21 protein-coding genes are annotated in these 22,007 nt (G+C 49.6%); 16 read left to right on the forward strand and 5 right to left on the reverse strand.

Features of this window, described 5'->3' with window-relative positions:
• Window positions 1-35 precede the first annotated feature (35 nt).
• Genes ACI31H_RS06160 through ACI31H_RS06170 form a run of 3 tightly spaced genes read right to left on the reverse strand, consistent with a single transcriptional unit; the run spans window position 36 to window position 1,860 of the window.
• Entirely contained in the window at window positions 36-422 is a 387-nt protein-coding gene (locus ACI31H_RS06160) for a hypothetical protein (RefSeq protein ID WP_439771112.1), read from the reverse strand.
• 4 nt (window positions 423-426) lie between these two features.
• Window positions 427-1,086, reverse strand: a complete 660-nt coding sequence (locus ACI31H_RS06165) for a YdjY domain-containing protein (protein ID WP_439771113.1) — start codon at window positions 1,084-1,086, stop codon at window positions 427-429.
• Window positions 1,087-1,116: 30 nt separating this feature from the next.
• Window positions 1,117-1,860 carry a TVP38/TMEM64 family protein gene (locus tag ACI31H_RS06170; RefSeq protein WP_439771114.1) on the reverse strand — a complete coding sequence of 248 codons (744 nt, stop codon included), beginning with the start codon at window positions 1,858-1,860 and terminating at the stop codon, window positions 1,117-1,119.
• Window positions 1,861-2,052: 192 nt separating this feature from the next.
• Between ACI31H_RS06170 and ACI31H_RS06175 the strand changes: the two genes are divergently transcribed.
• The 13 genes from ACI31H_RS06175 to ACI31H_RS06235 all read left to right on the forward strand — a co-directional run bounded on the left by ACI31H_RS06175 (window position 2,053) and on the right by ACI31H_RS06235 (window position 13,908).
• Window positions 2,053-2,442, forward strand: a complete 390-nt coding sequence (locus tag ACI31H_RS06175; RefSeq protein WP_439771115.1) for a 4Fe-4S dicluster domain-containing protein — start codon at window positions 2,053-2,055, stop codon at window positions 2,440-2,442.
• Window positions 2,443-2,444: 2 nt separating this feature from the next.
• On the forward strand, window positions 2,445-3,200 hold the full coding sequence (locus ACI31H_RS06180; RefSeq protein ID WP_439771116.1) for a heterodisulfide reductase-related iron-sulfur binding cluster: 756 nt from the start codon (window positions 2,445-2,447) through the stop codon (window positions 3,198-3,200).
• A gap of 19 nt (window positions 3,201-3,219) precedes the next feature.
• Window positions 3,220-4,485, forward strand: coding sequence for an ABC transporter substrate-binding protein (locus tag ACI31H_RS06185; RefSeq protein ID WP_439771117.1), 1,266 nt, complete (start codon window positions 3,220-3,222; stop codon window positions 4,483-4,485).
• Window positions 4,485-5,354: an ABC transporter permease gene (locus tag ACI31H_RS06190; RefSeq protein ID WP_439771118.1), complete on the forward strand. Its 870-nt coding sequence runs from the start codon at window positions 4,485-4,487 to the stop codon at window positions 5,352-5,354. Before ACI31H_RS06185 ends, ACI31H_RS06190 begins: the two co-directional genes overlap by 1 nt.
• On the forward strand, window positions 5,351-6,139 hold the full coding sequence (locus tag ACI31H_RS06195) for an ABC transporter permease (protein WP_439771119.1): 789 nt from the start codon (window positions 5,351-5,353) through the stop codon (window positions 6,137-6,139). Before ACI31H_RS06190 ends, ACI31H_RS06195 begins: the two co-directional genes overlap by 4 nt.
• Window positions 6,114-7,121, forward strand: coding sequence for an ABC transporter ATP-binding protein (locus ACI31H_RS06200; RefSeq protein WP_439771120.1), 1,008 nt, complete (start codon window positions 6,114-6,116; stop codon window positions 7,119-7,121). The genes ACI31H_RS06195 and ACI31H_RS06200 overlap by 26 nt, the downstream gene beginning before the upstream one ends.
• Window positions 7,112-7,810, forward strand: coding sequence for a TIGR04283 family arsenosugar biosynthesis glycosyltransferase (locus ACI31H_RS06205; RefSeq protein WP_439771121.1), 699 nt, complete (start codon window positions 7,112-7,114; stop codon window positions 7,808-7,810). Before ACI31H_RS06200 ends, ACI31H_RS06205 begins: the two co-directional genes overlap by 10 nt.
• Complete coding sequence (locus tag ACI31H_RS06210) at window positions 7,810-8,829, forward strand: phosphotransferase family protein (protein WP_439771122.1); 1,020 nt, start codon at window positions 7,810-7,812, stop codon at window positions 8,827-8,829. The genes ACI31H_RS06205 and ACI31H_RS06210 overlap by 1 nt, the downstream gene beginning before the upstream one ends.
• Window positions 8,819-9,478 carry a TIGR04282 family arsenosugar biosynthesis glycosyltransferase gene (locus tag ACI31H_RS06215; RefSeq protein ID WP_439771123.1) on the forward strand — a complete coding sequence of 220 codons (660 nt, stop codon included), beginning with the start codon at window positions 8,819-8,821 and terminating at the stop codon, window positions 9,476-9,478. Before ACI31H_RS06210 ends, ACI31H_RS06215 begins: the two co-directional genes overlap by 11 nt.
• Window positions 9,478-10,365 (forward strand): nucleoside hydrolase, encoded by an 888-nt coding sequence (locus ACI31H_RS06220; protein ID WP_439771124.1) that lies wholly within the window; start codon window positions 9,478-9,480, stop codon window positions 10,363-10,365. The genes ACI31H_RS06215 and ACI31H_RS06220 overlap by 1 nt, the downstream gene beginning before the upstream one ends.
• 12 nt (window positions 10,366-10,377) lie before the next feature.
• On the forward strand, window positions 10,378-11,046 hold the full coding sequence (locus tag ACI31H_RS06225; RefSeq protein ID WP_439771125.1) for a TVP38/TMEM64 family protein: 669 nt from the start codon (window positions 10,378-10,380) through the stop codon (window positions 11,044-11,046).
• 78 nt (window positions 11,047-11,124) lie between these two features.
• A complete protein-coding gene (locus ACI31H_RS06230) occupies window positions 11,125-12,417 on the forward strand; it encodes an L-cysteine desulfidase family protein (RefSeq protein ID WP_439771126.1) in 1,293 nt (430 codons plus the stop codon).
• Window positions 12,418-12,618: 201 nt separating this feature from the next.
• Window positions 12,619-13,908 carry a dicarboxylate/amino acid:cation symporter gene (locus ACI31H_RS06235; RefSeq protein WP_439771127.1) on the forward strand — a complete coding sequence of 430 codons (1,290 nt, stop codon included), beginning with the start codon at window positions 12,619-12,621 and terminating at the stop codon, window positions 13,906-13,908.
• Window positions 13,909-14,008: 100 nt separating this feature from the next.
• Here the strand turns inward: ACI31H_RS06235 and ACI31H_RS06240 are convergent, their stop codons facing one another.
• Window positions 14,009-14,971, reverse strand: coding sequence for a YeeE/YedE family protein (locus ACI31H_RS06240; protein WP_439771128.1), 963 nt, complete (start codon window positions 14,969-14,971; stop codon window positions 14,009-14,011).
• Between the two features lie 145 nt (window positions 14,972-15,116).
• Between ACI31H_RS06240 and ACI31H_RS06245 the strand changes: the two genes are divergently transcribed.
• Window positions 15,117-16,154 carry a sulfurtransferase gene (locus tag ACI31H_RS06245; protein ID WP_439771129.1) on the forward strand — a complete coding sequence of 346 codons (1,038 nt, stop codon included), beginning with the start codon at window positions 15,117-15,119 and terminating at the stop codon, window positions 16,152-16,154.
• 72 nt (window positions 16,155-16,226) lie between these two features.
• On the opposite strand, the gene ACI31H_RS06250 is transcribed toward ACI31H_RS06245, so the two are convergent.
• Window positions 16,227-16,835 carry a TetR/AcrR family transcriptional regulator gene (locus ACI31H_RS06250; protein WP_439771130.1) on the reverse strand — a complete coding sequence of 203 codons (609 nt, stop codon included), beginning with the start codon at window positions 16,833-16,835 and terminating at the stop codon, window positions 16,227-16,229.
• A 162-nt stretch (window positions 16,836-16,997) separates the two neighbouring features.
• On the opposite strand from ACI31H_RS06250, the gene ACI31H_RS06255 reads away from it, so the two are divergent.
• On the forward strand, window positions 16,998-21,281 hold the full coding sequence (locus ACI31H_RS06255; RefSeq protein WP_439771131.1) for an acyl-CoA dehydratase activase-related protein: 4,284 nt from the start codon (window positions 16,998-17,000) through the stop codon (window positions 21,279-21,281).
• 123 nt (window positions 21,282-21,404) lie between these two features.
• Window positions 21,405-21,824, forward strand: a complete 420-nt coding sequence (locus tag ACI31H_RS06260) for a hypothetical protein (RefSeq protein WP_439771132.1) — start codon at window positions 21,405-21,407, stop codon at window positions 21,822-21,824.
• Window positions 21,825-22,007: the final 183 nt, after the last annotated feature.

Here is a 22,007-nt window from a genome sequence, read left to right on the forward strand (position 1 = left end):
ATGATGCAACTAAGCCTTTTTTGTATGCCGTTATCTTAACGGTGTTTAACAACGCGGACGATGCTAAACAGTAGTCCGATTAAGATAATGACTAGCAGTATTAAATTAATAGCAGAAAATGAGACGCTTTCGAGGTTGAGCCCCTCCCGGATCAGGGCGGCGGGAACGACTAAGAGGTTGGCCGTTCCCTCGAATACTAACGCGACCACACTAACGAGCACCGTGTTAATAATCGTCAGCCAACTACCCTTGACGGTGCGGTGGCGGGTAACTAAGTACCAGATGATGACCAAGAGCAACCAGCTGGCAAAGAAAAGATAGCCGATGTTAACCCGCATCTGTAGCCAGGTATCGTTAAAAAGTAAGGTGGCTAATAAGAGGCCCCATAGAAACGAATTATAAATTCCTGTAACTAATTTCATTAGCTTACTTGTGTGCTAACTTAACAATCAGCGTAACGTGAGTACCATCCTTTGGCAGGACCTTTTGGTTACCATAGAACTTAACAACGTTGTTTGGTTCCGTGGAGCCAGTTGGCCAAGCATGGTCAGAAACAATCCCCGTTGCACAACTGTCCAAGCAGGCAACACAACCGGTGTTCATCGTTTGGGCCCGGCCAAGGTTACCACCAAAGCGGAAGTCAGGGGTGTACTTCTTAGTTGACTTGATGCACTTTTGAGCAGCCACGGCCTTGTGACCCTTCCACTTGATGTAGAGGTTCAGCTTACTACCAGCAACCCGCTTACCTTGACCCTTAGCGGCCTTCATATCAGCAGGACGCAGGTTGTTACCAGGCTTAGCACCGATCTTCTTCAGGTCGTTGTAGAAGGTGATTTCACTGGCTTCACCACGTAAGATTGCCTTGTCACCATTGGAACCACCCTTGTAAACACAGAGGTGCCGGGTAGGTTGGGTGAAGTAGGTTCCGTTAACAACCGCTGGGTATTCAAGTTGCTTCTTGGACTTGTTAACAACGATCTTTTGGTCGGCATGGACAGTGGTGGATTGACTTTGTACGAAGCCCGCACCAATTGTTGTCAGAGCAAGGGCGGCAGTGATTCGAACAAGAACTTTTTTAAGATTCATGGATATAATTCCTCCTATAAATACAGGCAACTATTTTTGACTAGATTCTTTTGCTTCATTGTCCTTGTGCCGGTTGGTGTAGATCTTACGGAACAAAACGACCAGTGCCGAAAGGGCAAAGATAATTAACAGGGCCATCGTGAACATCTTGGCACCACCGACGAGCATCCCGCCGACGTAAGAATAGATTACGGTAGCAGGTAATTCCCCGAGGGCGGAAGCGACGATGAAACCAGTAAAGGTCATTGAGGTTAGGCCAGCGGCGTAGCTGACGATATCAAATGACACGAACGGCAACAGCCGACAAATGATGATACAGTTCTTACCATAACGGTCAAAGAAGCGGTCGATGGACTGGAGGGCCGTCTTAGTAGTCAGCTTTTCAACGGCGTCTCGGCCGAGGAAGCGGGCGATGTAAAAACACAGTGCCGCCCCGGCTAATGAACTGAACCAGGATAAGAGCATCCCCTGCCACCAGCCAAACAGGCTTGCGTTGGCAAAGGTGACCAGAAAGGCTGGCAGTGGTGCCGCCACACTCTGGAAGACCATTAAGAAGAAAGAAATAATAGCAGCGTAGACACCGTACGAAGCAACGAAAGATTTAACGACGGTAAAGTCCCCTGTACTAAACATGTAAACAATTTGGTTGCAGAAGTGCTTGACCGGTGGGATTGCAAAGTAGGCAATCGCACATAGGACGATCAGGATAATGGTTACCCAACGACCGACCCGGTAATTGGTCTTTTTTTCTGAAGTCTTGGTTTGCGAGTCCAAGTGAATTCCTCCCATTTTTGAAAACGCTTTTAAAAAGTTAACAAAACAACGAAAGTAATTGATTTATTAACTATTTTGAAGTAATGTGAATAGTGTAGCAATGTTTACTTAACAGTTCTATCTTATCACTAAATATTACTGGATAGAGACAGTAATTTTAGTTGTGTCTATTTTTAAGGGGAGAATTTTAAGATGAAGTTTTCTCGACATACGAAAGCGCTTGCGAAAAATATCGTTGAAAACTGTACGGAATGTGGCCGTTGCATGCCCAACTGTCCATTCCTGCAGGCCTATTGCAAGTCGCCCAAACAGTTGTTCCAAAAATTTCTGGATGATGGTGACATTGATCCAGAGATTCCTTACTCATGCTTACTGTGTTCACACTGTACCCGGGTTTGCCCGCAACAGTTAAAATTGGACGAAGCCTTTTACAGTATGCGTAAGGACCTGATTAAGAACAGCCGGAAGCGGCCACTGAAGTCGCTACGTGGTGTTTATTTCCACCAGCGCTTCTCGTACTGCTCACTGTTCACGACGGTTAATAAGGGACACGCTAAGGTAAAGAGTAAGGAGGAAAAGTAGAGATGAAGTATGGATTTATGCCGGGTTGCTCGCTGGCTTCGTCCAGTCCGGAAAACGTCAAGCACGTCATTGATTACCTACAGAATTTATATCCAGATCTTGCAATTATTGAAACTTGCTGTGGGAAGCCGATGAAGATGATCGGTGAAACCGAGAAGTTTGAACGGCACTTTGCTAGTCTGACCGATATGGTTCACGAGGCCGGAATTGATGACTTACTGCTCGCCTGCCAAAATTGTCTGAAGGTTATGACCGAAGAAGATAAGTTTAAGGTGGACTCGCTGTGGGTTAAGATGGCCGAATGGGGACTACCAGAGGAATACCACAACAAGGCCAAGGACAGTGACGTGGTCTTCTCAATTCAGGATTCCTGCTCTGCTCGTGACCGGACGGATGTTCAACGGGCCGTTCGGCAAATTATGAAGTTCTTGGGCTACAAGGTTGCCCGGAACCGTCTGTCATTACGGAATACACTTTGCTGTGGCTTTGGTGGCATGTGTGGGGTTTCTAACGCCCAATTGAGTCACGAAGTTGCCCACAAGCGGGTGGAAACCTTTAAGACGGACTACGTAGTCAGCTACTGCTCGAGCTGTACGCTGGCGATGTCAATCGGTGGTGCCCGGTCTTGGCACTTACTTGATTTAATTTTTGGCCCCGTGGTTAATATCGGTGATAAGCCTAAGCCAAATGATTTGGGACATACACTCAAGGCTTGGCACAACCGCTACCGGACCAAGAAGATTATTCAAAAAGCATAGAAATGGGGAGTATTTGATAATGCAACAGAAGAAACGGTCACGCTGGCGACAACTATTTCTCTTGCTTGCCTGCATGATGTTAACGGTTGTTTTGACGGCCTGTGGTAAGTCATCCAGCAGCAAGTCCAGCACGGGTGACAAGGTGACGAGCTTTAAGCAAGCTGAAAAGACGGCCCGGGGGAAGCAAGTTACCTTCTACGGCTTTGGTGGTGACGAACAAGCCAACAAGTGGGTTGACGATGTCGTTACACCAGCGATGAAGAAGAAGTACAACATCAAGGTTAAGCGGGTTCCAATGGACATTGATAACATCTTAAACAAGTTGGTATCAATTAAGCAATCTGGTAAATCTGGCAACATTGATGTTATCTGGATTAACGGTGAAAACTTCTACACCGCTAAGAAGGAAGGACTGCTTTACGGTCCATTTGCCAAGAAGGTGCCAAGCTTTAACAAGTTGATGTACACCAATGGTCACTACTCTAAGTATGACTTCGGGACCCCAATTAAGGGCTACGAAGTACCATACGGGACGGCCCAGTTAACCTTCTTCGGCCGCCCGAGCGACTTTGAAGGTGGCTTCCCAGACAGTGCCCAACAGCTGCTGGAATATGCTAAGGCCCACCCTGGCAAGTTAACTTACACCGCGCCACCGGAATTCACGGGAAGTGCCTTTGTTCGTAACGTTATTTGCAACATCGTTGGCTACAAGCGGGTTTACGATGCACCAGCTACCAAGGCAGGAATGTACAAGGCCATCAAGCCAGGTCTGGACTACTTGAATGAGTTAAAGCCATACCTGTGGAAGCAAGGGAAGACTTACCCAACGACCACGGCCCAGCTTGATAAGATGTACGCTGCCCACCAGATCAACATGGACTACAGTTACTCACCAACTCACGGTGCGGCTCAACGGGATGAACACCAATTCGGTGCTGATACCCAACCATTCTTCTTTAAGAAGGGGAACATTGCCAACGAAAGTTACCTGGCAATTGCTAACTCTTCTTCTAACAAGGATGCCGCCCTACTGTTGATCAATGAAATGACTAGTGAAACGGCCCAGGTTAAGAAGTCGGAAGCCAAGTATGGTTACGCTATGCCACCGTTTAACTACAACAAGCTGACACCGCAAAATCGGCAAAAGCTGGAAAGCCTGACAACTAATAAGGGTGTCCCATCCGACAAGGAATTACGGTCACACCAAATTCCTGAAGTTCAGGCGAAGAAGATTGCGATTATTGAATCACTGTGGAAGGAACACGTCCTGCACGGGGATAATTAATGAAAAAGAAATATTTCTTATTGATCCTACCTTTCGTAGGCTTAAATGGCGTTGTAATTATTGCAGCGCTTTTTAAGTCTATTGCGGTTAGTTTAGGTTACTATCCCATAATTGGTTTGAATCAATTAACCACCTCATACTATTCAAGTGTCTTTCATGACCGCTATTTTGTGCGGTCACTGTCGTATAGTTTTTATTTAGGTTTAGTATCAACAATTGGTGCCCTGATCTTGGGACTGGCGATGGCCCTAATCTTACAGCGGGTTGCCGGCCGGCACCGTTTCTTAAGCCGCTTCTTTGAAGTACCGATTACCATCCCGCACATTATTGTGGCCCTCATGATTATGCAGTTGCTTAGTCAATCGGGGCTGATCTCGCGGATTGCCTACCACCTCCACCTGATCTCGTCGATCGATGCCTTTCCCTTACTGGTTAACGACCGTTGGGGGATCAGTATTATCGTTGTCTTCCTTTATAAGGAGATCCCGTACGTGGCGGTAACGATGCTGGCTATTTTGCGTCAGCTGCAAAGCGGGTATACGGTCGCGGCTCGTAACCTCGGGGCAAGCCGGTGGCAGGCCTTTTGGCACGTCACCTTGCCGCTCGTCCAGCCCACGCTGTTTACCCTGTTTATCATCCTGTTTTGTTTTACCTTTGCTAACTTTGAGGTACCCTACATCTTGGGAAACCCTGGAAACGAGACGATTGCGTTGACAATTTATGACCAGTTCTTGCAACCGGACCTGCAATCGCGGCCCGCGGCATTTGCCCTTAACACGATCTTGTCGGGAATCTGCCTAGTAGTAACCTTGTTAGCGTTACTACTTAGCCGGTGGTTGCCCGGCGGAAAGGACCGGTACACGAAATGAAAAAGAAAGTAATGGTCCTTTGGCTGGCCTGTCTGCTGGTTTTGGTACCGATCTTAATGATCGTTTTGTGGGCTGTCGCGGTGAAGTGGACGTACCCGTCTATTTTGCCCACACATTACGGGTGGATGTACTTCAAACGCGCCTACGCCGACCCTAACTTTTGGCCAAGCATCTGGAATAGCACGCTGATTGCGATGATTGCCACGGTGGTAACCCTGGCCATTGCGATGCCGGCTTGTCGTTTCTTAAGCATGCAGCACTTTTTATCGGGCCGGCTGATCGAGTTTGTGATTTACCTACCGATGATTCTACCGGCGATCGCAATTGTCACCTCGACGGAGACCGAGTTTTTACGTTGGCAACTCAGCGGTACTTACTTGGGAGTAGTTATCCTCCACGTCTTTTTCATGCTGCCGTACGCGATGCAGATTATGCTGGAAAGCTATCGGAAGTTGGGAACGGCGTACCAGTTGACGGCGCGTAACCTGGGGGCCAATGCCTGGCAAACCTTTTGGAACGTCACGGTCCCGTTATTGCGACCAGGACTAATTGCGGCGGCCAGTCTGTGCTATATCATTTCGTATAGCCAGTACCTGCCGACCTTCTTCGTGGGCGATAGTAACATCATCACCTTGCCGTTACTATTGATCCCGTTCGCTAATAACGGCCGGTTTGGTGTGGGCTCAGTTTACAGTATTATTTTCATCGTCACGTCATTGATTGGCGTTAGCATTCTTGCAGTACTTATTGGGGGTCGTCATGGGATTAAACGTCAAAAACATTAGTTATCATTACGGAAAGCAACCGGTGGTCGAAAATATTTCATTTACGGTTAACGAAGGTGAGATTGTGACCCTATTTGGTCCCTCGGGTGTCGGTAAGTCGACCATTTTAAAGATGATCGCCGGACTACTGACGCCGCAGACGGGGACAATTGAATTTACGGGCGATAGTCGGCGGGAGAATACCCTGCTGGTCTTTCAAGATTACCTCCTCTTCCCCCACATGACGGTGGCGGAAAACATTGCCTTTGGCCTTAAAATGCGGCATGTTGCCCGGGCCGAAATCCGCCAGCGGGTCCAGGAGATGGTGACTGAATTTCAACTAACGGGGCTCGAAAAGCAGTACCCAGCTGAACTGTCCGGTGGGCAGCAACAGCGGGTGGCATTGGCCCGGGCAATTATCCTGAACCCTAAGTTATTACTGCTAGATGAACCCTTCTCCAGTCTGGACGGCAACCTGCGCCAGCAGATGTATACCTACTTGCACCGGCTTCAGGACCGCCACCACTTTGCGGTGATCATGGTTAGCCACGACCAGCAAGAGACCTTTCTGTTATCTGACCGGGTGGTTGTCTTAGCCGACCACCAGCTACAGCAGGTGGCCAGTCCGCGGGAACTGTATACGCGGCCAGCAAACCAAACCGTTGCCGAAATGCTGGGCTGTTTCAACTACCTGCACGGGACGGTAAACGGTAATGTATTTCAGCTGGGCGACGAGCAGCTGACGGTGGATAATACCGATCATCTGCAAGGAGCAGTCGTCTTACTACTACCCTTTGTCGCCCCCGTGAGCCTGCAAGAAAATGGTGGTGTCCAGGCAACGGTGCAACAAATCCACTGGCAACCGGCGGGTCAGACCATCATCTTTACGGTTGCTCAACAGCGCTTAGAGGTCCGGCAAACGAATTTTAGTCGCCAATTAGCAATTGGTGAAGTTGTTCACTTAGGGCTGCCAACGGGGGCCCAGGTACTACCATGGCACTAGTTTCGATCATTATTCCCACCTTAAATGAGGCGGCCCACTTGGGAAAAATCCTTGACCAGCTGGCCGTCCTCTGCGCTGGTACCCAGTATGAATTAGTGGTCGTTGACGCTGCTAGTCAGGACCGGACCGTCGAAATTGCCCGTGCGCACGGTGCCAAGGTTTACCGGACCACGGCGGGGGACCGCGGCCACCAATTACGGGTCGGTGTCCAACACAGCCATGGTGAATACCTCTGGTTCCTTCACGCGGACGTCCGGCTCGTTGCCCAACCGCAACTCCTGCTGCGGCTAGAAAAGGCTCTTGACCAGGGTGCGGTAGCGGCCTGCTTGCGGCTTGATTACGCGGCAACTGGTTTCTTCTACCGCTTTTTAGCGGCCACTTCTAACTGGCGGGCCCGACACCTGGGGCTGATTTTTGGTGACCAGGGGCTGTTTGTCCGCCGGGAAAGGTATAAGCAGGCGGGGGGCTTTCCGGATGTCCCACTAATGGAGGACTGGATCTTGAGCCGCCACCTGGCCCAGCTGGGGCGTTTTGCCCAGCTGCCGGACCGGATGATCGCTTCCAACCGGAAGTACGCCGCGCACCCCTGGTCGGTACACGCTAAATTGATGTGGATTAAGATACTGTTTATCTGTGGGGTTTCACCGCAAAAACTTGCTCAGCTTTATTACGGAAAGGACCGACACTAATGGAAGAACAGGCACAACTAATTACGAAAATCAAACACTACCTCACGACACACGGACTGGTTGAACGTTTACAGCTGGCCGTTCCGGTTACCGTCCGTTTCCTGGCCCAGGGGGAATACAACCAAAACTTCCTGATCGGTACCGGTAGTCACCAGTATGTTTTCCGGCTCAATTACGGTAGCCAAATCAACGCGAAAAACCAGATTCGCTATGAATACAACGCCTTAAAATGGCTGGAACGGTCGGGGTGTACGCCTCGGGTTTGCTACGTCGATGACCGTAAGCAGGACTTTAACCAGGGCCTTTTGATCATGGAATTTCTGCATGGTCGTCCGCTAGATTACCGGACCGATATGTTAACTGCGGCCCAGATTTTTGGCCAAATTCACCAATTGCCGGTTGATGCCGCGGCCGAGGGAACCCTAATTGCCGAAAAGGATAACATCCTTCGGGCCCGGGTGGCTGAGTGCCAACAACTACTTCAGCCGGTTTGGGGAAGCAAGTACGTGCCCGACCACGCCCAACATGTTCTGGAGCGGGCATTAGATACCTGCCGGCAAAACGTTGACCAGGAAGCATTCTTTAAGGACCAGCAATTATGGCGGGTTAACAATACGGAGGTCAATTCGCACAACTTCATCATCGGCAAGCAGGGGTGGCTAATTGACTGGGAAAAGCCGGTAATTAGCCATCCTGTCCAAGACATTTCCCAATTCTTAGCCTCAACGACGACCTTATGGCGGACTGATATTCGGCTAACCCAGGAAACTAAGCGGGCCTTTATCGATAAGTACCTGGCAATCACGGGCTTTAACCGTCGGGACTTCTTGACAGCATTGCGGATTTACCACCCGTACTTGATGTTGCGGGCCCTTTCCTGGTCGGCGATGGCACTGGATGAGTACGGCAGTGGTGAAAAGGCCCTCCAAAATCAAGAAATTTACCACAAGGTTCAGCAGTACATGCAGGCCGACTTTATTGATCAAGCAATTAAGGAGCAGGTACTCGATGAAAAATAAGAAAGCATACATTATCTTTACCCGGATTCCGACCCCCAACAAGTGTAAGACCCGGCTAACCCCCACTTATACCGGTCAGGAGGCCAGTGCGTTGCAGGCCGACCTGTTAGCCGATTTACTCGTCAGCGTTGCTAAGCTACCGGAGAAGGGAATTGACATCTTATTAGCGTATTCGGATGAGCAGGAGCCAACGCAGTTTTTGGCCAGCCTACCAGACTACGTCACCGCCTTTCCCCAGCAGGGAAGCAATATCGGTATGCGGATGGCCAACGCCTTTGCAGAGGCCTTCCACCGGGGTTACCAGCAAGTAGTATTGACCGGGAGTGACCTTCCCCAACTAACGGCGGCAACCATTTGCCAGTCCTTTGAACTACTGAAGGAGATCGTCATTGGTCCTAGTGTTGACGGTGGTTACTACCTAATCGGTGCCCAGCAGGGAATTGACCTCACCCCGCTGTTTACCGCCGAAATCGACTGGGGTCACTCCACCGTTTTGCGGGAAACGTTGCGGCAGGTGACGGGGCACGATGTCCAACTCTTACCCGCCCAGGTTGACGTGGATGTACCGACGGATCTAACAACGGTTAAGCAACAATTAGATAGCCACAACCAACGGCTGCACCAATGGTTTAAGGAGGAGCAGAAATAATGGAAAAAGTAATCTTAGACTGTGACTGTACTTTTGACCTGCCCGGCTGTGATGTCGATGACGGGTTAACGATCATGTACCTACTGGGGGCGCCACAAATTGACCTCCTCGGGGTTACTCTGGACCACGGGAATAGTGACTGGGCAGGGGTGTTAGCGTCGACGCGTCGTCTTCAGCAGCGGTTAAACCTCCCGTTTGAATATTACTTTGCGGCTGATACCGGTGAACAACCCCAACTAGCCGCTAGTGACTTCCTGGTCCAAACCGTTAATGCCCACCCACATGAAATTACCCTGCTGGGAACCGGTGGGCTGACGAACATTAAGCGGGCAATTGCTAAGGATCCGCTCTTCCTCAATAAGGTTAAACGGGTCGTGTTAATGGGTGGTAACTGCTTCCCACTGGTAATCAATGGGCACGAGGTCGGTGAATTAAACTTTTCCATTGATCCGGATGCGGCCCAGCTAATCTTTGCCAGCAGTGTTCCGCTGGTAATTATGAATGGCCATATGACAACAGAGGCCCTCTTCTCCCGGGACTTTAACCGGCGGCTGGACACTGCGCTTCAGGCACAACTAACTGCGGACCAGTATGAGTACTATACTAAGGCGATCGATGATTGGATTACCTTGCAAAATCACGACTTAGACCTGGATGGCTTCTGTAATTGGGACATTACGACGGCCGTCTACCTTGAACATCCGGAATTCTTTACGGAAGAACAGGTCGCATTGACGGCTGAACAACCCCTGCTGGCGTCAGTAGGGCGGTTGAATTTTGATAACCGGGCGCACCGGCTAGCGGCAATGCCGGCCCATATCAAGGATATTTCTTCCTTCAACCAGTTGGTTTACCAGCGCCTTTTGGCAGGGCTGTCCAACAAGTAGGGGGGCGTTAGAATGAAGAAGATTATAGCCTTCTTGGTGATCTTTGTCCTCGTGATAGTCGCTGCTTATGAGCTGGGACTAACCCACCTGTTAACTGACTTTAACCAGTTACGGGCCCTCATCCAGGGAAGTGGCTGGTGGGGCTACCTAATCTTTATCGCCCTCTCTATTTTTACCTCGGTCTTCTTACTACCCGGACAATTGCTAGCGATTGTCGGTGGTATTTGTTGGGGTGGCTTCATCGGCGGCGCCCTGACTGTTATCGGGGCAACGATTGGCTGTTCGGTTTCCTTTGTGATTGGTAAGTACGTTGCCCGTGACTACGTGGTAAAGAAAATGGGGAACAGCGCGACCTTTAAGAAAATTGAACGGGGGGTTAAGGAAAACGGGACGACCTTCCTAATTTTTACGCGGCTAGTTCCCGTATTTCCGTACGCGATTCAAAGCTACGCGTACGCCCTTACGCCGATGACTACCCGGAAGTTTACGGTAATTTCCTTTCTAACGATGATCCCGGCCTGTTTTATTTACTCCTACTTGGCAGCCCAGATTCTTAAGGATGGCCTTTCAGCCAAACTCTTTTTGGACCTGACCGTTGCGGGGGTATTACTGGCCTTACTTTCGCTGTTGCCAAAGCTGAGCCGGCGGTTACGGCACTTAAGTGATGAATATAAAAAATAGTTAAAGGCGTCTCGGACGCCTTTAACTATTATGTTAAAATGAAAGCGGTAACGGTAGCTTGGATGTGAGGTGGATAGAATGGATCAACATAGTAAAGAAATGTTTCTAACTGTATTAAAGGAAAGCATTAAGCCGGCAAAGGGGTGTACCGAGCCCGTCTCGGTCGCCCTAGCAGCGGCTACTTGTGGTGAACAGTTAAATCGTGAAGCCGTCACTAAAATTGATGTTGCTGTTTCGGCAAACGTCTTTAAAAATGCGCTGGCGGTAATTATTCCCGGGACCGGGGCCGCGGGGTTACCGATTGCGGCGGCAATTGGCTACCTGGCCGGTGACCCGGATGCAGGCCTAGGGGTGATTCCGCAAATTACGGACGACCAACGTGAACAGGTCCTGGCGTTAGCCCATTCAGGAAAGGTTCACGTATGGGTAGCTGATGTTCCCGATAAGTTATTCGTTGAAGTGACGGTAACGACCACGACGGGCCACACGGCGAATGTTCAGATTGCGGGGAGTCACACCAATATCTACCGTGTTCAGCATGACGACCAGGTGGTATTTGATCACGGTAAGCCCCAACCGGGAGCCGCTAGTGAGTGGGAAAAGTTCCTCCAGCAGAGTAGCCTGGCGGCCGTCTGGGAGTTTGCAATGCAGGAGCCGCTTTCAGAACTGCAGTTTATTTTAACGACCAGGGACTATAACATGGCCTTGTCACGTGATGGCCTGGAACACCACTATGGGATGGCCGTGGGACGTGCGATGAATAATTCACGCGGCCTGAACACGGCAGATTCATTGACCAAGCAGATCATTACCCAAACGAGTGCCGCGGCGGATGCCCGGATGGGTGGAAGCCAGTTATTAGCAGCTACTAACTCCGGTTCCGGTAACCAGGGGATTACCGCGACGGTGCCGATTTGCGTTGCGGCGAAGTACTGGCACTCCTCAGAAGAACAGCTGGTGCGGGCCCTGACCCTGTCACACCTGACGACGGTTTACATTCACGCCTTCTTGCCGAGTCTAACGGCTTACTGCGCGGTACATGCTTCCGCCATGGGGGCAGCAACCGGTCTGTGTTACTTGGCCGGTGGGACGGTCGAAGATGCCGGCCGGGCCATCAAGATTATGATTGGTGACGCCAACGGGATGGTCTGTGATGGTGCTGGTTGTTCCTGCGCTCTGAAGGTCTCAACTGCGGTCCAGACGATGCTTAAGGCGGTCGATTTGGCCCTCCAAAAGATTACGGTCCCGGCAACTAACGGGGTAGTTAGTGAGTCGGTCGATAAGACGATCCGGGACCTGGGGCGCTTGACCAGTGAAGGAATGTCAGATACTGATTCCGTGATTTTAAAGATTATGCGGGCCAAGGCCTAAGAATAGACCTTTTGCCTAACAATTGAGAACCAGGGAGCAAGACGTTTAACGAGCTTGCTCCCTGGTTTTATTATGAGAGAATATTAATCATAATTTGCATAAATGTACTGAATACTATACAATGTAAGCGTTGCCAATTATTGTGATGAATAATACAAGTCTTGGGGGGATGAGTTGGCTTAATTAAATGAGGTGTTTAGTATGTCAACAACTGTGTGGATGAGTCTGGCTACTTTGGCAGTCTCATTGCTGGCATGTTATGTTGTTCATTGGTTATTGAAAAAATGGGGGTTCGGTTTTACCTCAGTAGCAGCATTGGTAATTGGTATTATCATTGGGCTGATCTTTAAGGGCTATACATCATATGATGCCGTCGTGGGTACAATCTACGTCAAGATCATGACAATGATGGTAATCCCATTGCTGTTGGTTTCACTAATCCAGAGTGTTTACTCGATGAATTCGACTAGTAAGTTGAAGACCATCGGGGGGAAGGCACTATTCTGGTTACTCTTCCAGACCTTTTTAGCAGCGATCGTGGGGACCGTCCTCGCAATTGTTACTAACCTTGGTAAAGGGACTCACTTGAGTATTGTTGATGGTGTTAAAGTCAGCAAGGTGCCACCGTTTACCCAGGTAATTACCGACCTGTTTTCCGAAAATATTTTTCAATCGATGGCCAAGGGCCAAGTTATCCCGGTAGTTTTCTTTGCAATTATTGTCGGGATGGCCGTTGTGGCAATTAACGAAAAGCGTGGTAAGGATTCGTTGAGCTATTTCAAGGGTTTTATTGATGACCTCCACGACATTGTTTACAAGTTAATTGCCGTTATTATTTCCTTCTTGCCATACTCCATTATTTTCCTAATGGCTGATACGATGGGGACCAGTGATCCGAAGGCACTCTTACCATTGCTATGGATCATCGTTTTGACCTTCGTGGGCTGTATTTTCCACTTGGCAGTTACCGACAGTATACTGCTCAAGTTTGTTGGTCATATGTCACCGTTGAAGTTTTACCGGGACGTGTTACCGGCCCAAACGATGGCCTTCTCAACCCGGAGTAGTGCCGGGACCCTGCCGCTGTACGTTGAGTGTTTGACGAAGAAGGTTGGCGTTTCCGAAGAAATCGCTAACTTTGTTGGTTCACTCGGGACGGCGGTCGGAATGTCCGGTTGTGCGGGTATTTGGCCACCGCTACTGGCAATTTATACCCTTCATTCGATGGGGGTAAATGTTACGCTTACACAAGCAATTATTATTATCATCTTGTGTCCAATTATTTCCTTCGGGACTGCTGGTGTTCCCGGTGGTGGTATTATGTTAGGTACCGCCATGTTTGTTGTCTTGGGACTACCAGTTGGCCTGATCAGTATTTTTGCCGGAATCGACAGCTTTGCAGATATGGCACGGACAACCACGAACGTAACGAGTTCGATGGTGGCCTCGACACTGGTTTCGCAATCAGAAAAGCGCGCCGCAGGAAAATAGTCTTTGTAACAATAACTCTCCTCTCTGGTTAAAATAATAGGCGACTTTCAAAACAAACGGGGTTGGGAAATTTTTCCCAACCCCGTTTACTTAATTTAAATTAGTGCTTTTTGAAAATGGCCGTTAGCCCGGCCATACTGCCTAGGCCAACGATGATAAAGAGTAGTGCTAACCACCCCTGGATGGAAAACATAGCGGTGTAAACGACCCCGTTGGAGATAAATGTCCCCTTGGAAAGTCCGGCACCGATTCCCATTAAGATTCCACCAAGAAGGGCCCGGCAGAGACCCCAGAGCGTGATGGGCTGCTGGAATAGCTTCCTTTGCCAAAGGGCAGCTACTAGCGAACCGATAATGGTGCTAACGATAAAGTACATCCCCCAGCTAATATCAATTCCGGCGCCTTTTCCCTTAATATAACCATACCAAGAGAGGAGGGGGCTAACGATGGCAAAGCTCCCGAAACTACCAGCGCGGGCATTGGCCAGGTAGGACCCACCGGCTAGGAGTCCAACTAGCGCCGCAATAACCACGGACCGACGGGTTTGCTTGGTGGTGAGGTACCAGATTAACCAAGCTCCGGTGATGATGAACAGGACGGTTAGGGGAATGTAAAAAGTGGCGTGCGGGTGGCGGAGCAGCTGGTCGCTGACCTGGTTAGTAGTCAACGGGTCTAAGACCTTACTAAAGCTCCCCCGGTTGTAGAAAACCAGGGTAAAGATGAATACCACCAACGTTAACAGACTATTGAGGTCGAGGGTACCGAGGCGGACGAGACTATCGATAATACAACCCCCGGCGAGCTGCATTCCCCAACCGAATAACAGGCTCCCGACGATTACGGCCCACGGTGCGTAGTCGGGGATGGCCGGCAGTGTTACCACCCTGCTGAGAATAAGGAGGAAAAGGATAATGCTTTCGACGAGGATTATCACTAAAATGTTTAACAGGCCGGCTGACCGCCAGTTAGTCAGGCCAGCTTGGAGTTCATGTGCAAAGTTGAACTGCCAGCGTTGAAGAATGAAACCAAGTAAAAAGCCGAAGATTAGGCCAGTTGCAACCATTTATAATCACCTTACTAATGAATAATCTAGATCTAATTAATTATTGCACAAATCTGCCGTAAGTGATATCATAAATTCGGCTGTAAGAGCTTACAAATCGGTAGTAGTCAACTAATAGTCCAGCTATAGAGAGGAATAATTTATTATGAATAAGTTTCTAAAGTGGGCGGGCTTGGCACTCTGTGGTCTCCTCTTCGGGGTCACGGTAGCAACAACCACTCACGCTGCTAAAGAAAGTCACCTGGTTAAAGAAGACCAGCAAATTACTGATAATACCTACTACATCACTGCAAAGCAGGCACAACAGTTAAAGCAACAAAATCCGAATACGGTTGTGTTGGCAGTAGCATATGGTAAGGTTCCCGGTTTTGCCAAGGGACACATTCCTGGTGCCATCCAGATGAGCACTAATGATGTTGAAAGTCAGGCTAACCACTGGAACATCCTGGATGCTAGTCAGTTACGGAAGAACTTCTTGAAAAAAGGGGTAACTGCCAATACGCCGATTATCATCTACTCTCCTGACATTTCCGCCGCTTCCCGGGTTGCCTTTGCAGCCTACTGGCTTGGTGTAAAGGATGTTAAGATCATTGACGGTGGCCAACAGGCTTGGAAGAAGGCTGGTTTACCACTCCAAAAGAAGAGTGACCAAGCCCAAAAGCAAACTGACTTTGGTAGCAACACGGTTGCCCACCCTGAGGCTTTGATTAAGACCCCGGCAGAGATGGTTCAAGCAGAAAAGCAGAACCCGAACCTGAAGCTGGTAAGTACTCGTTCCTGGAAGGAATACGTTGGTGACATCAGTGGTTACTCCTACATCAAGGAAACTGGTGAACCAAAGGGTGCAATCTACGGTCGGGTAAGTAAGAGTAGTAGCGACGTTGCCTACTTAACTAACTCTGACGGTACGCTGAAGGATCCTCAAGCTGAATTGGCCTACTGGAAGAAGAAGGGGATCACACCGGACCAAGAAGTCGTCTTCTACTGTGGGACTGGTTGGCGTGCTTGTGTACCATTCTTCATTGCCAAAGAAGAAGGATTCAAGAACGTGAAGGTCTTTGATGGTGGCTGGTATGACTGGAACATGAGCCACAAGAAGGATCCTAAGAAGTACCAAGTTCAAAAGGGTGCTCCTGGTTCTAAGAACTTCAAGATTGTAAAGACCGTTTCTGCAGAACGGTAACCCGTTCCGACGGTACCGATAGTAAGCATAAAAAACGAGGCAGGGAATTTTCCCTGCCCCGTTTTTTTAGTATTAAGACTTTGGATCAAAGCCTAAAACACGCATGTGTCCTTCGAGGGCCAGTTGGACTAAAGTGTGTGCTAATTGGCGGGCAGTCATGTGGTGGGCTAGACCGTCGTGAAGCCACCAGGAAAGGACACTGGTAAAGATGGACAAAATATAAGTGATTACGAGGTCGGTTGGGATCGTACTGTTTTGATCAATCCCAAACCGTTTCAAAATACCGGCGATATTAGCAGTTAAAATTGGTTTTAGTTGCTCCTGTAAGGTTCGGGCCGGCGTGCCGTCAATAACTAGCAGGATGATATCACTGTTTTGGGCACAATTTTCCAAGACGGCGGTGACGGTATCTTCCAATTTAGAAAACATCACCCGCCGGTTGAGGAAGAGCCGGGGATTACGGAGGGGAGCGAACATGCCAATTACCTGGTTGAAGATCTGTTGGTAGAGGTCTTGCTTATCATGGTAATGAGCATAGAAGGTCGCCCGGTTGACCATCGCCCGCTCCGCGATTTCTTGAACTGTAATGGAGTTAATACTTTTTTCCTTAGTTAATTCAATAAAGGCATGAATAATATTTTGCTTGGTGCGCCGTACACGCATATCCTCTTGAAGAGTCATTATTAATCACCCCATAAATGCAATCCGACACAATGTTGGAATCTGTTGTCTAACAAACAAATGGCGCTAAATTGATGATTGAATGTTGGCCATTTTGGAATCAATAATATAATTAACTAATATTATACACACTGTTGGAAAAGTAGGGGAGGATTTTTTAAGATGGCAGAGAAACTCTTTGGTGGAATTGACGTTGGTTCAACCACGGTTAAGCTCGTGGTGATGAATGCTAATCACCAAACCCTTTTCTCCCGGTACGAACGGCACTACGCGGACGTGAAGGCCGCCAGCAAAAGGGTAATTGAAGAGGCAATTACAGAATTAGGCGGGCAAACACCGATTTCCTTTACAATTACTGGATCTGGTGGAATTGGCCTGGCCAACTTACTACAGTTAAAGTTTATCCAAGAAGTGATTGCTTGTACCAAGACCGTTGAACAGTTAATTCCCGAAACCGACGTTGCAATTGAACTTGGTGGTGAAGACGCTAAGATTACCTTCTTTGGCGACTCATTGGAACAGCGAATGAACGGGAGCTGTGCTGGTGGTACCGGGGCCTTCATTGACCAAATGGCGGTTTTACTTGATACCGATGCCGATGGGCTCAACAAGCTGGCCCGTAATGCGCAAAAGATTTACCCGATCGCGAGTCGGTGTGGGGTCTTTGCCAAGACGGATGTCCAGCCATTAATTAACGATGGGGCCCGGAAGGAAGACATTGCGGCCAGCATCTTCCAGGCGGTCGTTAACCAGACGATTTCTGGCCTGGCTGCCGGCCACAAGATTAGTGGGCACGTGGCCTTTTTAGGGGGCCCGCTATACTTCATGGATCAGCTCCGGCACCGCTTTATTGAAACCCTGCACCTGACCGATGACGAGGTAATTTTCCCGGAAAACCCGCAACTCTTCGTGGCGCAGGGGGCCGCGTTGTACGCGAAGGACCAGCCGGCTTTATCGCTTGATATTTTACTAGACCGGTTAGTCAATGGTGATGATTCAGTACTGGCACCGTCACACTCTTTAGACCCGCTGTTTAAAAACGAGGATGAACTAGCCGCCTTCCGTCAGCGTCACGCTAAGGACCGGGTGGAGTCCGGTGACCTGGCCAACTACCACGGCACCGCCTTCCTAGGGATCGATGCCGGATCGACGACGACTAAGATCGTCCTTATGTCGGCTGACCACAAGCTGTTGTTTACCGAATATGACAACAATGACGGGGACCCGCTGGAAAAGACCAAGCAGATGCTCCGTGACCTGACTATGAAGATGCCAGACGACGTTCAGATCGGTAAGGCCTGCGTTACCGGTTACGGCGAACATCTGATTAAGAACGCCCTCAACGTAGACCTCGGTGAAGTCGAAACGGTGGCCCACTACCAGGCCGCCCACTACTTCCAACCCGATGTGGACTTTATCCTCGATATTGGTGGTCAGGATATGAAGGCCATGACGGTTAAGAATGGTGCCCTGGCGGATATCAAGCTGAATGAGGCCTGCTCATCTGGTTGTGGATCCTTCTTGGAAACCTTCGCCAGTGGTTTAAAGTACAACATCCGTGACTTCGCCCAGGCCGCCCTGCTGGCAAAGCACCCGGCGGACCTCGGTTCCCGGTGTACCGTCTTCATGAATTCCAAGGTTAAACAGGTTCAAAAGGAAGGTTCCACGATCGGTGATATTTCCGCCGGTCTGTCCTTCTCAATTATCAAGAACGCCCTCTTTAAGGTGATTAAAATGCGGAGTGCGGATGAGCTTGGCGACCACATCGTTTGCCAAGGGGGGACCTTCTATAACGACGCCGTTTTACGGGCCTTTGAAAAGATTGCCGGTGTTAACGTTATCCGGCCTAACATTGCCGGCTTGATGGGGGCTTACGGTGCCGCCCTAATTGCCGAACACAACTACCAGGCCGGGGACCACACCAGCCTGCTTTCCATTAAGGAAATGGATAACCTGTCCTTTGAAAAGGAATATATGCACTGTGGTGGTTGTGCCAACAACTGTGAACTAACCCTGACGATCTTTAACGATGGTCGGAAGTTCGTTACCGGTAACCGATGTGAACGGGGCGAGGCCCGGGCACTGCGCTTACACGGTGAACGGCCACGGAACAACGGTAAGGTCAACCTGGTCGAACGGAAGTACAAGGAACTCTTTAAGTACCAGCCACTACGGAGTAAGCTGGCTAAGCACGGGACGATCGGCCTGCCCCGGGTCTTGAACATGTATGAAGACTATCCACTGTGGGCGACCTTCTTTAAGCAACTGGGCTTCCGGACGATCCTCTCGCCGAAGGGCAGTAAGAAGCAGTATGAAAAGGGGATGGAAACCATCCCATCTGATACGGTTTGCTACCCGGCTAAGAACGTTCACGGTCATATCATGGCCCTGATTGCCAACCGGCACGTTGACCGAATCTTCTACCCAGCGGTTGTCTACGAGCTACAGGAAAAGAAGGATGCTAACAACCACTTTAACTGCCCAATTGTCCAGTCTTACCCTGAAGTTATCCGGAAGAACGTTGACGAAATCCGGAATGGGGAAGTGGACTTCCGCGACCCGTTCCTAAACCTGGCGGATCACAAGTCGACGGCGGAGAACCTGTATGAATGCTTCAAGGACTTGGGCGTTACGAAAAAGGAAGTTAAGGATGCCCTAGAGGCCGGTTACCAAGAACTGGCTAACTTCCACCAGAAGATCCATAACTGGGGTGAAGATACCCTGATGATGCTTAAACAAAAGGGCGAGCATGGGGTCGTCTTAGCTGGCCGTCCTTACCACCTTGACCCGATGATTAACCACGGGATTTCACAGATGATTACGGCGGCGGGCTTCCACGTCTTGACTGAAGACTCGATTGCCCACCTCGGCGATGTCAAGGGACTCCGGGTCGTTAACCAGTGGTCTTACCACTCCCGTTTGTTTGCGGCGGCCCGTATCGCTGCTAAAACACCGGAATTAGAGTTTGTCCAGTTAAACTCTTTCGGTTGTGGGATTGATGCGATTGATACCGACCAGGTTGAGGAAATCATGAACCAGTACAACCGCCTTTACACCTGCTTAAAGATCGATGAAGGGGATAACCTCGGGGCTATCCGGATCCGGATTCGTTCACTCAAGGCCGCGATTAAAGAACGGACCGAAAAACAGATCCGCCCAGAAAAGCTCTACGATAACCCAACGCCAGTTAAGTTTACGAAGAAGATGAAGAAGGAAAAGTACACGCTGCTTTTGCCGATGCTGTCACCAATCCACCAGCACAACCTGGTTGACGTGGCCCTGCAGGCTTCGGGTTACAACGTGGTCAACTTGCCGATTAAGGACCGGCGCTCCGTTGACGTGGGAACCCGGTACGTCAACAACGATGCCTGCTACCCGGCTATTATTTCAATTGGGCAAATGATTGAGGCCCTGCAAAGTGGTAAGTATGACCTGAACCACACGGCCGTGATGATGAGTCAAACCGGTGGGGGCTGTCGGGCGACTAACTACATCCCGTTGATCCGGAAGGCCCTTAAGGATGCCGGCTTTGCCCAGGTACCGGTTGTTTCAATTTCCCTGGGGAACCAGGGGGTTGAGTCAACACCAGGCTTTACCTTTACCCTGCCGCTAATTAAGCGGGCCTCGATCGCCTTCTTATACGGGGACCTCTTTGAGCGACTGGTCTACCATACCCGGCCGTATGAAGTAGAAAAGGGAGCCACTAACGCCCTGTACGCTGACTGGCTCGACCGGGTTCGGCCCAACGTTGAAAACGGGAGCTTTAAGGAATTTAAGCGCAACGTCCAGGCCATTGTCCATGACTTTGACACCTTGCCAATTCGGGACATTGTTAAGCCGAAGGTCGGGGTCGTTGGCGAAATCCTGGTCAAGTACTCACCGATCGCTAATAACGATATTGTCGGTACCCTGGAAGCAGAGGGGGCCGAAGCGGTGGTTCCTGACATCGTGGGCTTCATGAACTACTCCCTCTATAACCAGGTTTACCGGCACGAACACCTCGGTGCCAAGAAGAGTTCGCAACTCTTCGCGGCCGTTTTGCTGAAGCTGATTCGGCAAGCTGAAAAGCCAATGGATGAGGCATTGCGGGCTTCAAAGCGCTTTGAAGGAATTACCCCATGGGACGAAGTGGTCGCCGGTGCTAAGCCAGTCTTGTCGCTAGGTAACATGACTGGGGAGGGGTGGTTCTTACCAGGTGAAATGGTGGAACTCCTCCGGTCCGGTGTCAATAACATCGTCTGCATGCAGCCATTCGGGTGCCTGCCAAACCACATTGTTGGTAAGGGGATGCTAAAGGAGCTGCGTCGTGAATACAAGGGCGCTAACCTGATGCCGATCGACTACGACCCAGGTGCCTCCGTTGTTAACCAGCTCAACCGGATCCGGCTGATGATGGCTACGGCGAAGAAGAAAGTGGCGGAACAAACCACGGCTACCGCTAATTAAATACGATGAAAACGCGAAATAAGAGACGATCAACGCCTCTGTTTCGCGTTTTTTGGAAATTGACAAAGAAGGCAGGACTGGTATGATAAGATTACTCGTGAGAAATTTGGGAGGATTATTAGAATGAAAAAAATGGCTTTAGTGTGTACGGCTGCGTTAGCGGCGGTACTGGTCTTCACAATGCCGGCTGGTCAGTCAACGGTTAACGGTGCCAACGTGGTAATGGCTGCCAGCACAAATAATCGCTTTGATAACGCGGACTATGCAGTGATGGCCTTCTTACAGTTTAGTAAGCAGCAGGTTAGCGACGTCCAAGACGGTTCAATTCAGTTGAGTAAGAGTGGTAGCGACTACACGCTGAGTGATGACAACAACCAATTTGAAATTGAAGTTGCTAAGCAGCAGGTCGTTATCAAGTCAACCGACCAACACAACGCCGTTAAAAAGCACGCCTACAGTAAGGCTAAGTTGCAAAAGAAGTTCAAGGGACAGGCCGCAGCCATTAAGGCTAAGCTTAAGGTCCAAAATGACCAGAATAACTAGGCTGCTACCGCCGGCTGGGATGAACTATACCCACAAAGCAGGTCTAGATGGGATTAACGTTCGTAACTAAAAGTATGTGAAAAGAGCCAGGCATTAATCATAGTTGATTCGTGTCTGACTCTTTTATTAATGGCAGATTGCAATAAATAACTTGAACAAATTTAATGACGCAGATTAAGCAAG

The sequence above is a fragment of the Limosilactobacillus sp. genome (assembly GCF_051873035.1).
GTDB lineage: Bacteria > Bacillota > Bacilli > Lactobacillales > Lactobacillaceae > Limosilactobacillus.

Bases quoted from the DNA above. Each gene is read 5' to 3' on its own strand.
- ACI31H_RS06160 (WP_439771112.1), bottom strand. From the start codon at position 422: ATGAAATTAGTTACAGGAATTTATAATTCGTTTCTATGGGGCCTCTTA.
- ACI31H_RS06165 (WP_439771113.1), bottom strand. From the start codon at position 1,086: ATGAATCTTAAAAAAGTTCTTGTTCGAATCACTGCCGCCCTTGCTCTG.
- ACI31H_RS06175 (WP_439771115.1), top strand. From the start codon at position 2,053: ATGAAGTTTTCTCGACATACGAAAGCGCTTGCGAAAAATATCGTTGAA.
- ACI31H_RS06180 (WP_439771116.1), top strand. From the start codon at position 2,445: ATGAAGTATGGATTTATGCCGGGTTGCTCGCTGGCTTCGTCCAGTCCG.
- ACI31H_RS06185 (WP_439771117.1), top strand. From the start codon at position 3,220: ATGCAACAGAAGAAACGGTCACGCTGGCGACAACTATTTCTCTTGCTT.
- ACI31H_RS06190 (WP_439771118.1), top strand. From the start codon at position 4,485: ATGAAAAAGAAATATTTCTTATTGATCCTACCTTTCGTAGGCTTAAAT.
- ACI31H_RS06195 (WP_439771119.1), top strand. From the start codon at position 5,351: ATGAAAAAGAAAGTAATGGTCCTTTGGCTGGCCTGTCTGCTGGTTTTG.
- ACI31H_RS06200 (WP_439771120.1), top strand. From the start codon at position 6,114: ATGGGATTAAACGTCAAAAACATTAGTTATCATTACGGAAAGCAACCG.
- ACI31H_RS06205 (WP_439771121.1), top strand. From the start codon at position 7,112: ATGGCACTAGTTTCGATCATTATTCCCACCTTAAATGAGGCGGCCCAC.
- ACI31H_RS06210 (WP_439771122.1), top strand. From the start codon at position 7,810: ATGGAAGAACAGGCACAACTAATTACGAAAATCAAACACTACCTCACG.
- ACI31H_RS06215 (WP_439771123.1), top strand. From the start codon at position 8,819: ATGAAAAATAAGAAAGCATACATTATCTTTACCCGGATTCCGACCCCC.
- ACI31H_RS06220 (WP_439771124.1), top strand. From the start codon at position 9,478: ATGGAAAAAGTAATCTTAGACTGTGACTGTACTTTTGACCTGCCCGGC.
- ACI31H_RS06225 (WP_439771125.1), top strand. From the start codon at position 10,378: ATGAAGAAGATTATAGCCTTCTTGGTGATCTTTGTCCTCGTGATAGTC.
- ACI31H_RS06230 (WP_439771126.1), top strand. From the start codon at position 11,125: ATGGATCAACATAGTAAAGAAATGTTTCTAACTGTATTAAAGGAAAGC.
- ACI31H_RS06235 (WP_439771127.1), top strand. From the start codon at position 12,619: ATGTCAACAACTGTGTGGATGAGTCTGGCTACTTTGGCAGTCTCATTG.
- ACI31H_RS06240 (WP_439771128.1), bottom strand. From the start codon at position 14,971: ATGGTTGCAACTGGCCTAATCTTCGGCTTTTTACTTGGTTTCATTCTT.
- ACI31H_RS06245 (WP_439771129.1), top strand. From the start codon at position 15,117: ATGAATAAGTTTCTAAAGTGGGCGGGCTTGGCACTCTGTGGTCTCCTC.
- ACI31H_RS06250 (WP_439771130.1), bottom strand. From the start codon at position 16,835: ATGACTCTTCAAGAGGATATGCGTGTACGGCGCACCAAGCAAAATATT.
- ACI31H_RS06255 (WP_439771131.1), top strand. From the start codon at position 16,998: ATGGCAGAGAAACTCTTTGGTGGAATTGACGTTGGTTCAACCACGGTT.
- ACI31H_RS06260 (WP_439771132.1), top strand. From the start codon at position 21,405: ATGAAAAAAATGGCTTTAGTGTGTACGGCTGCGTTAGCGGCGGTACTG.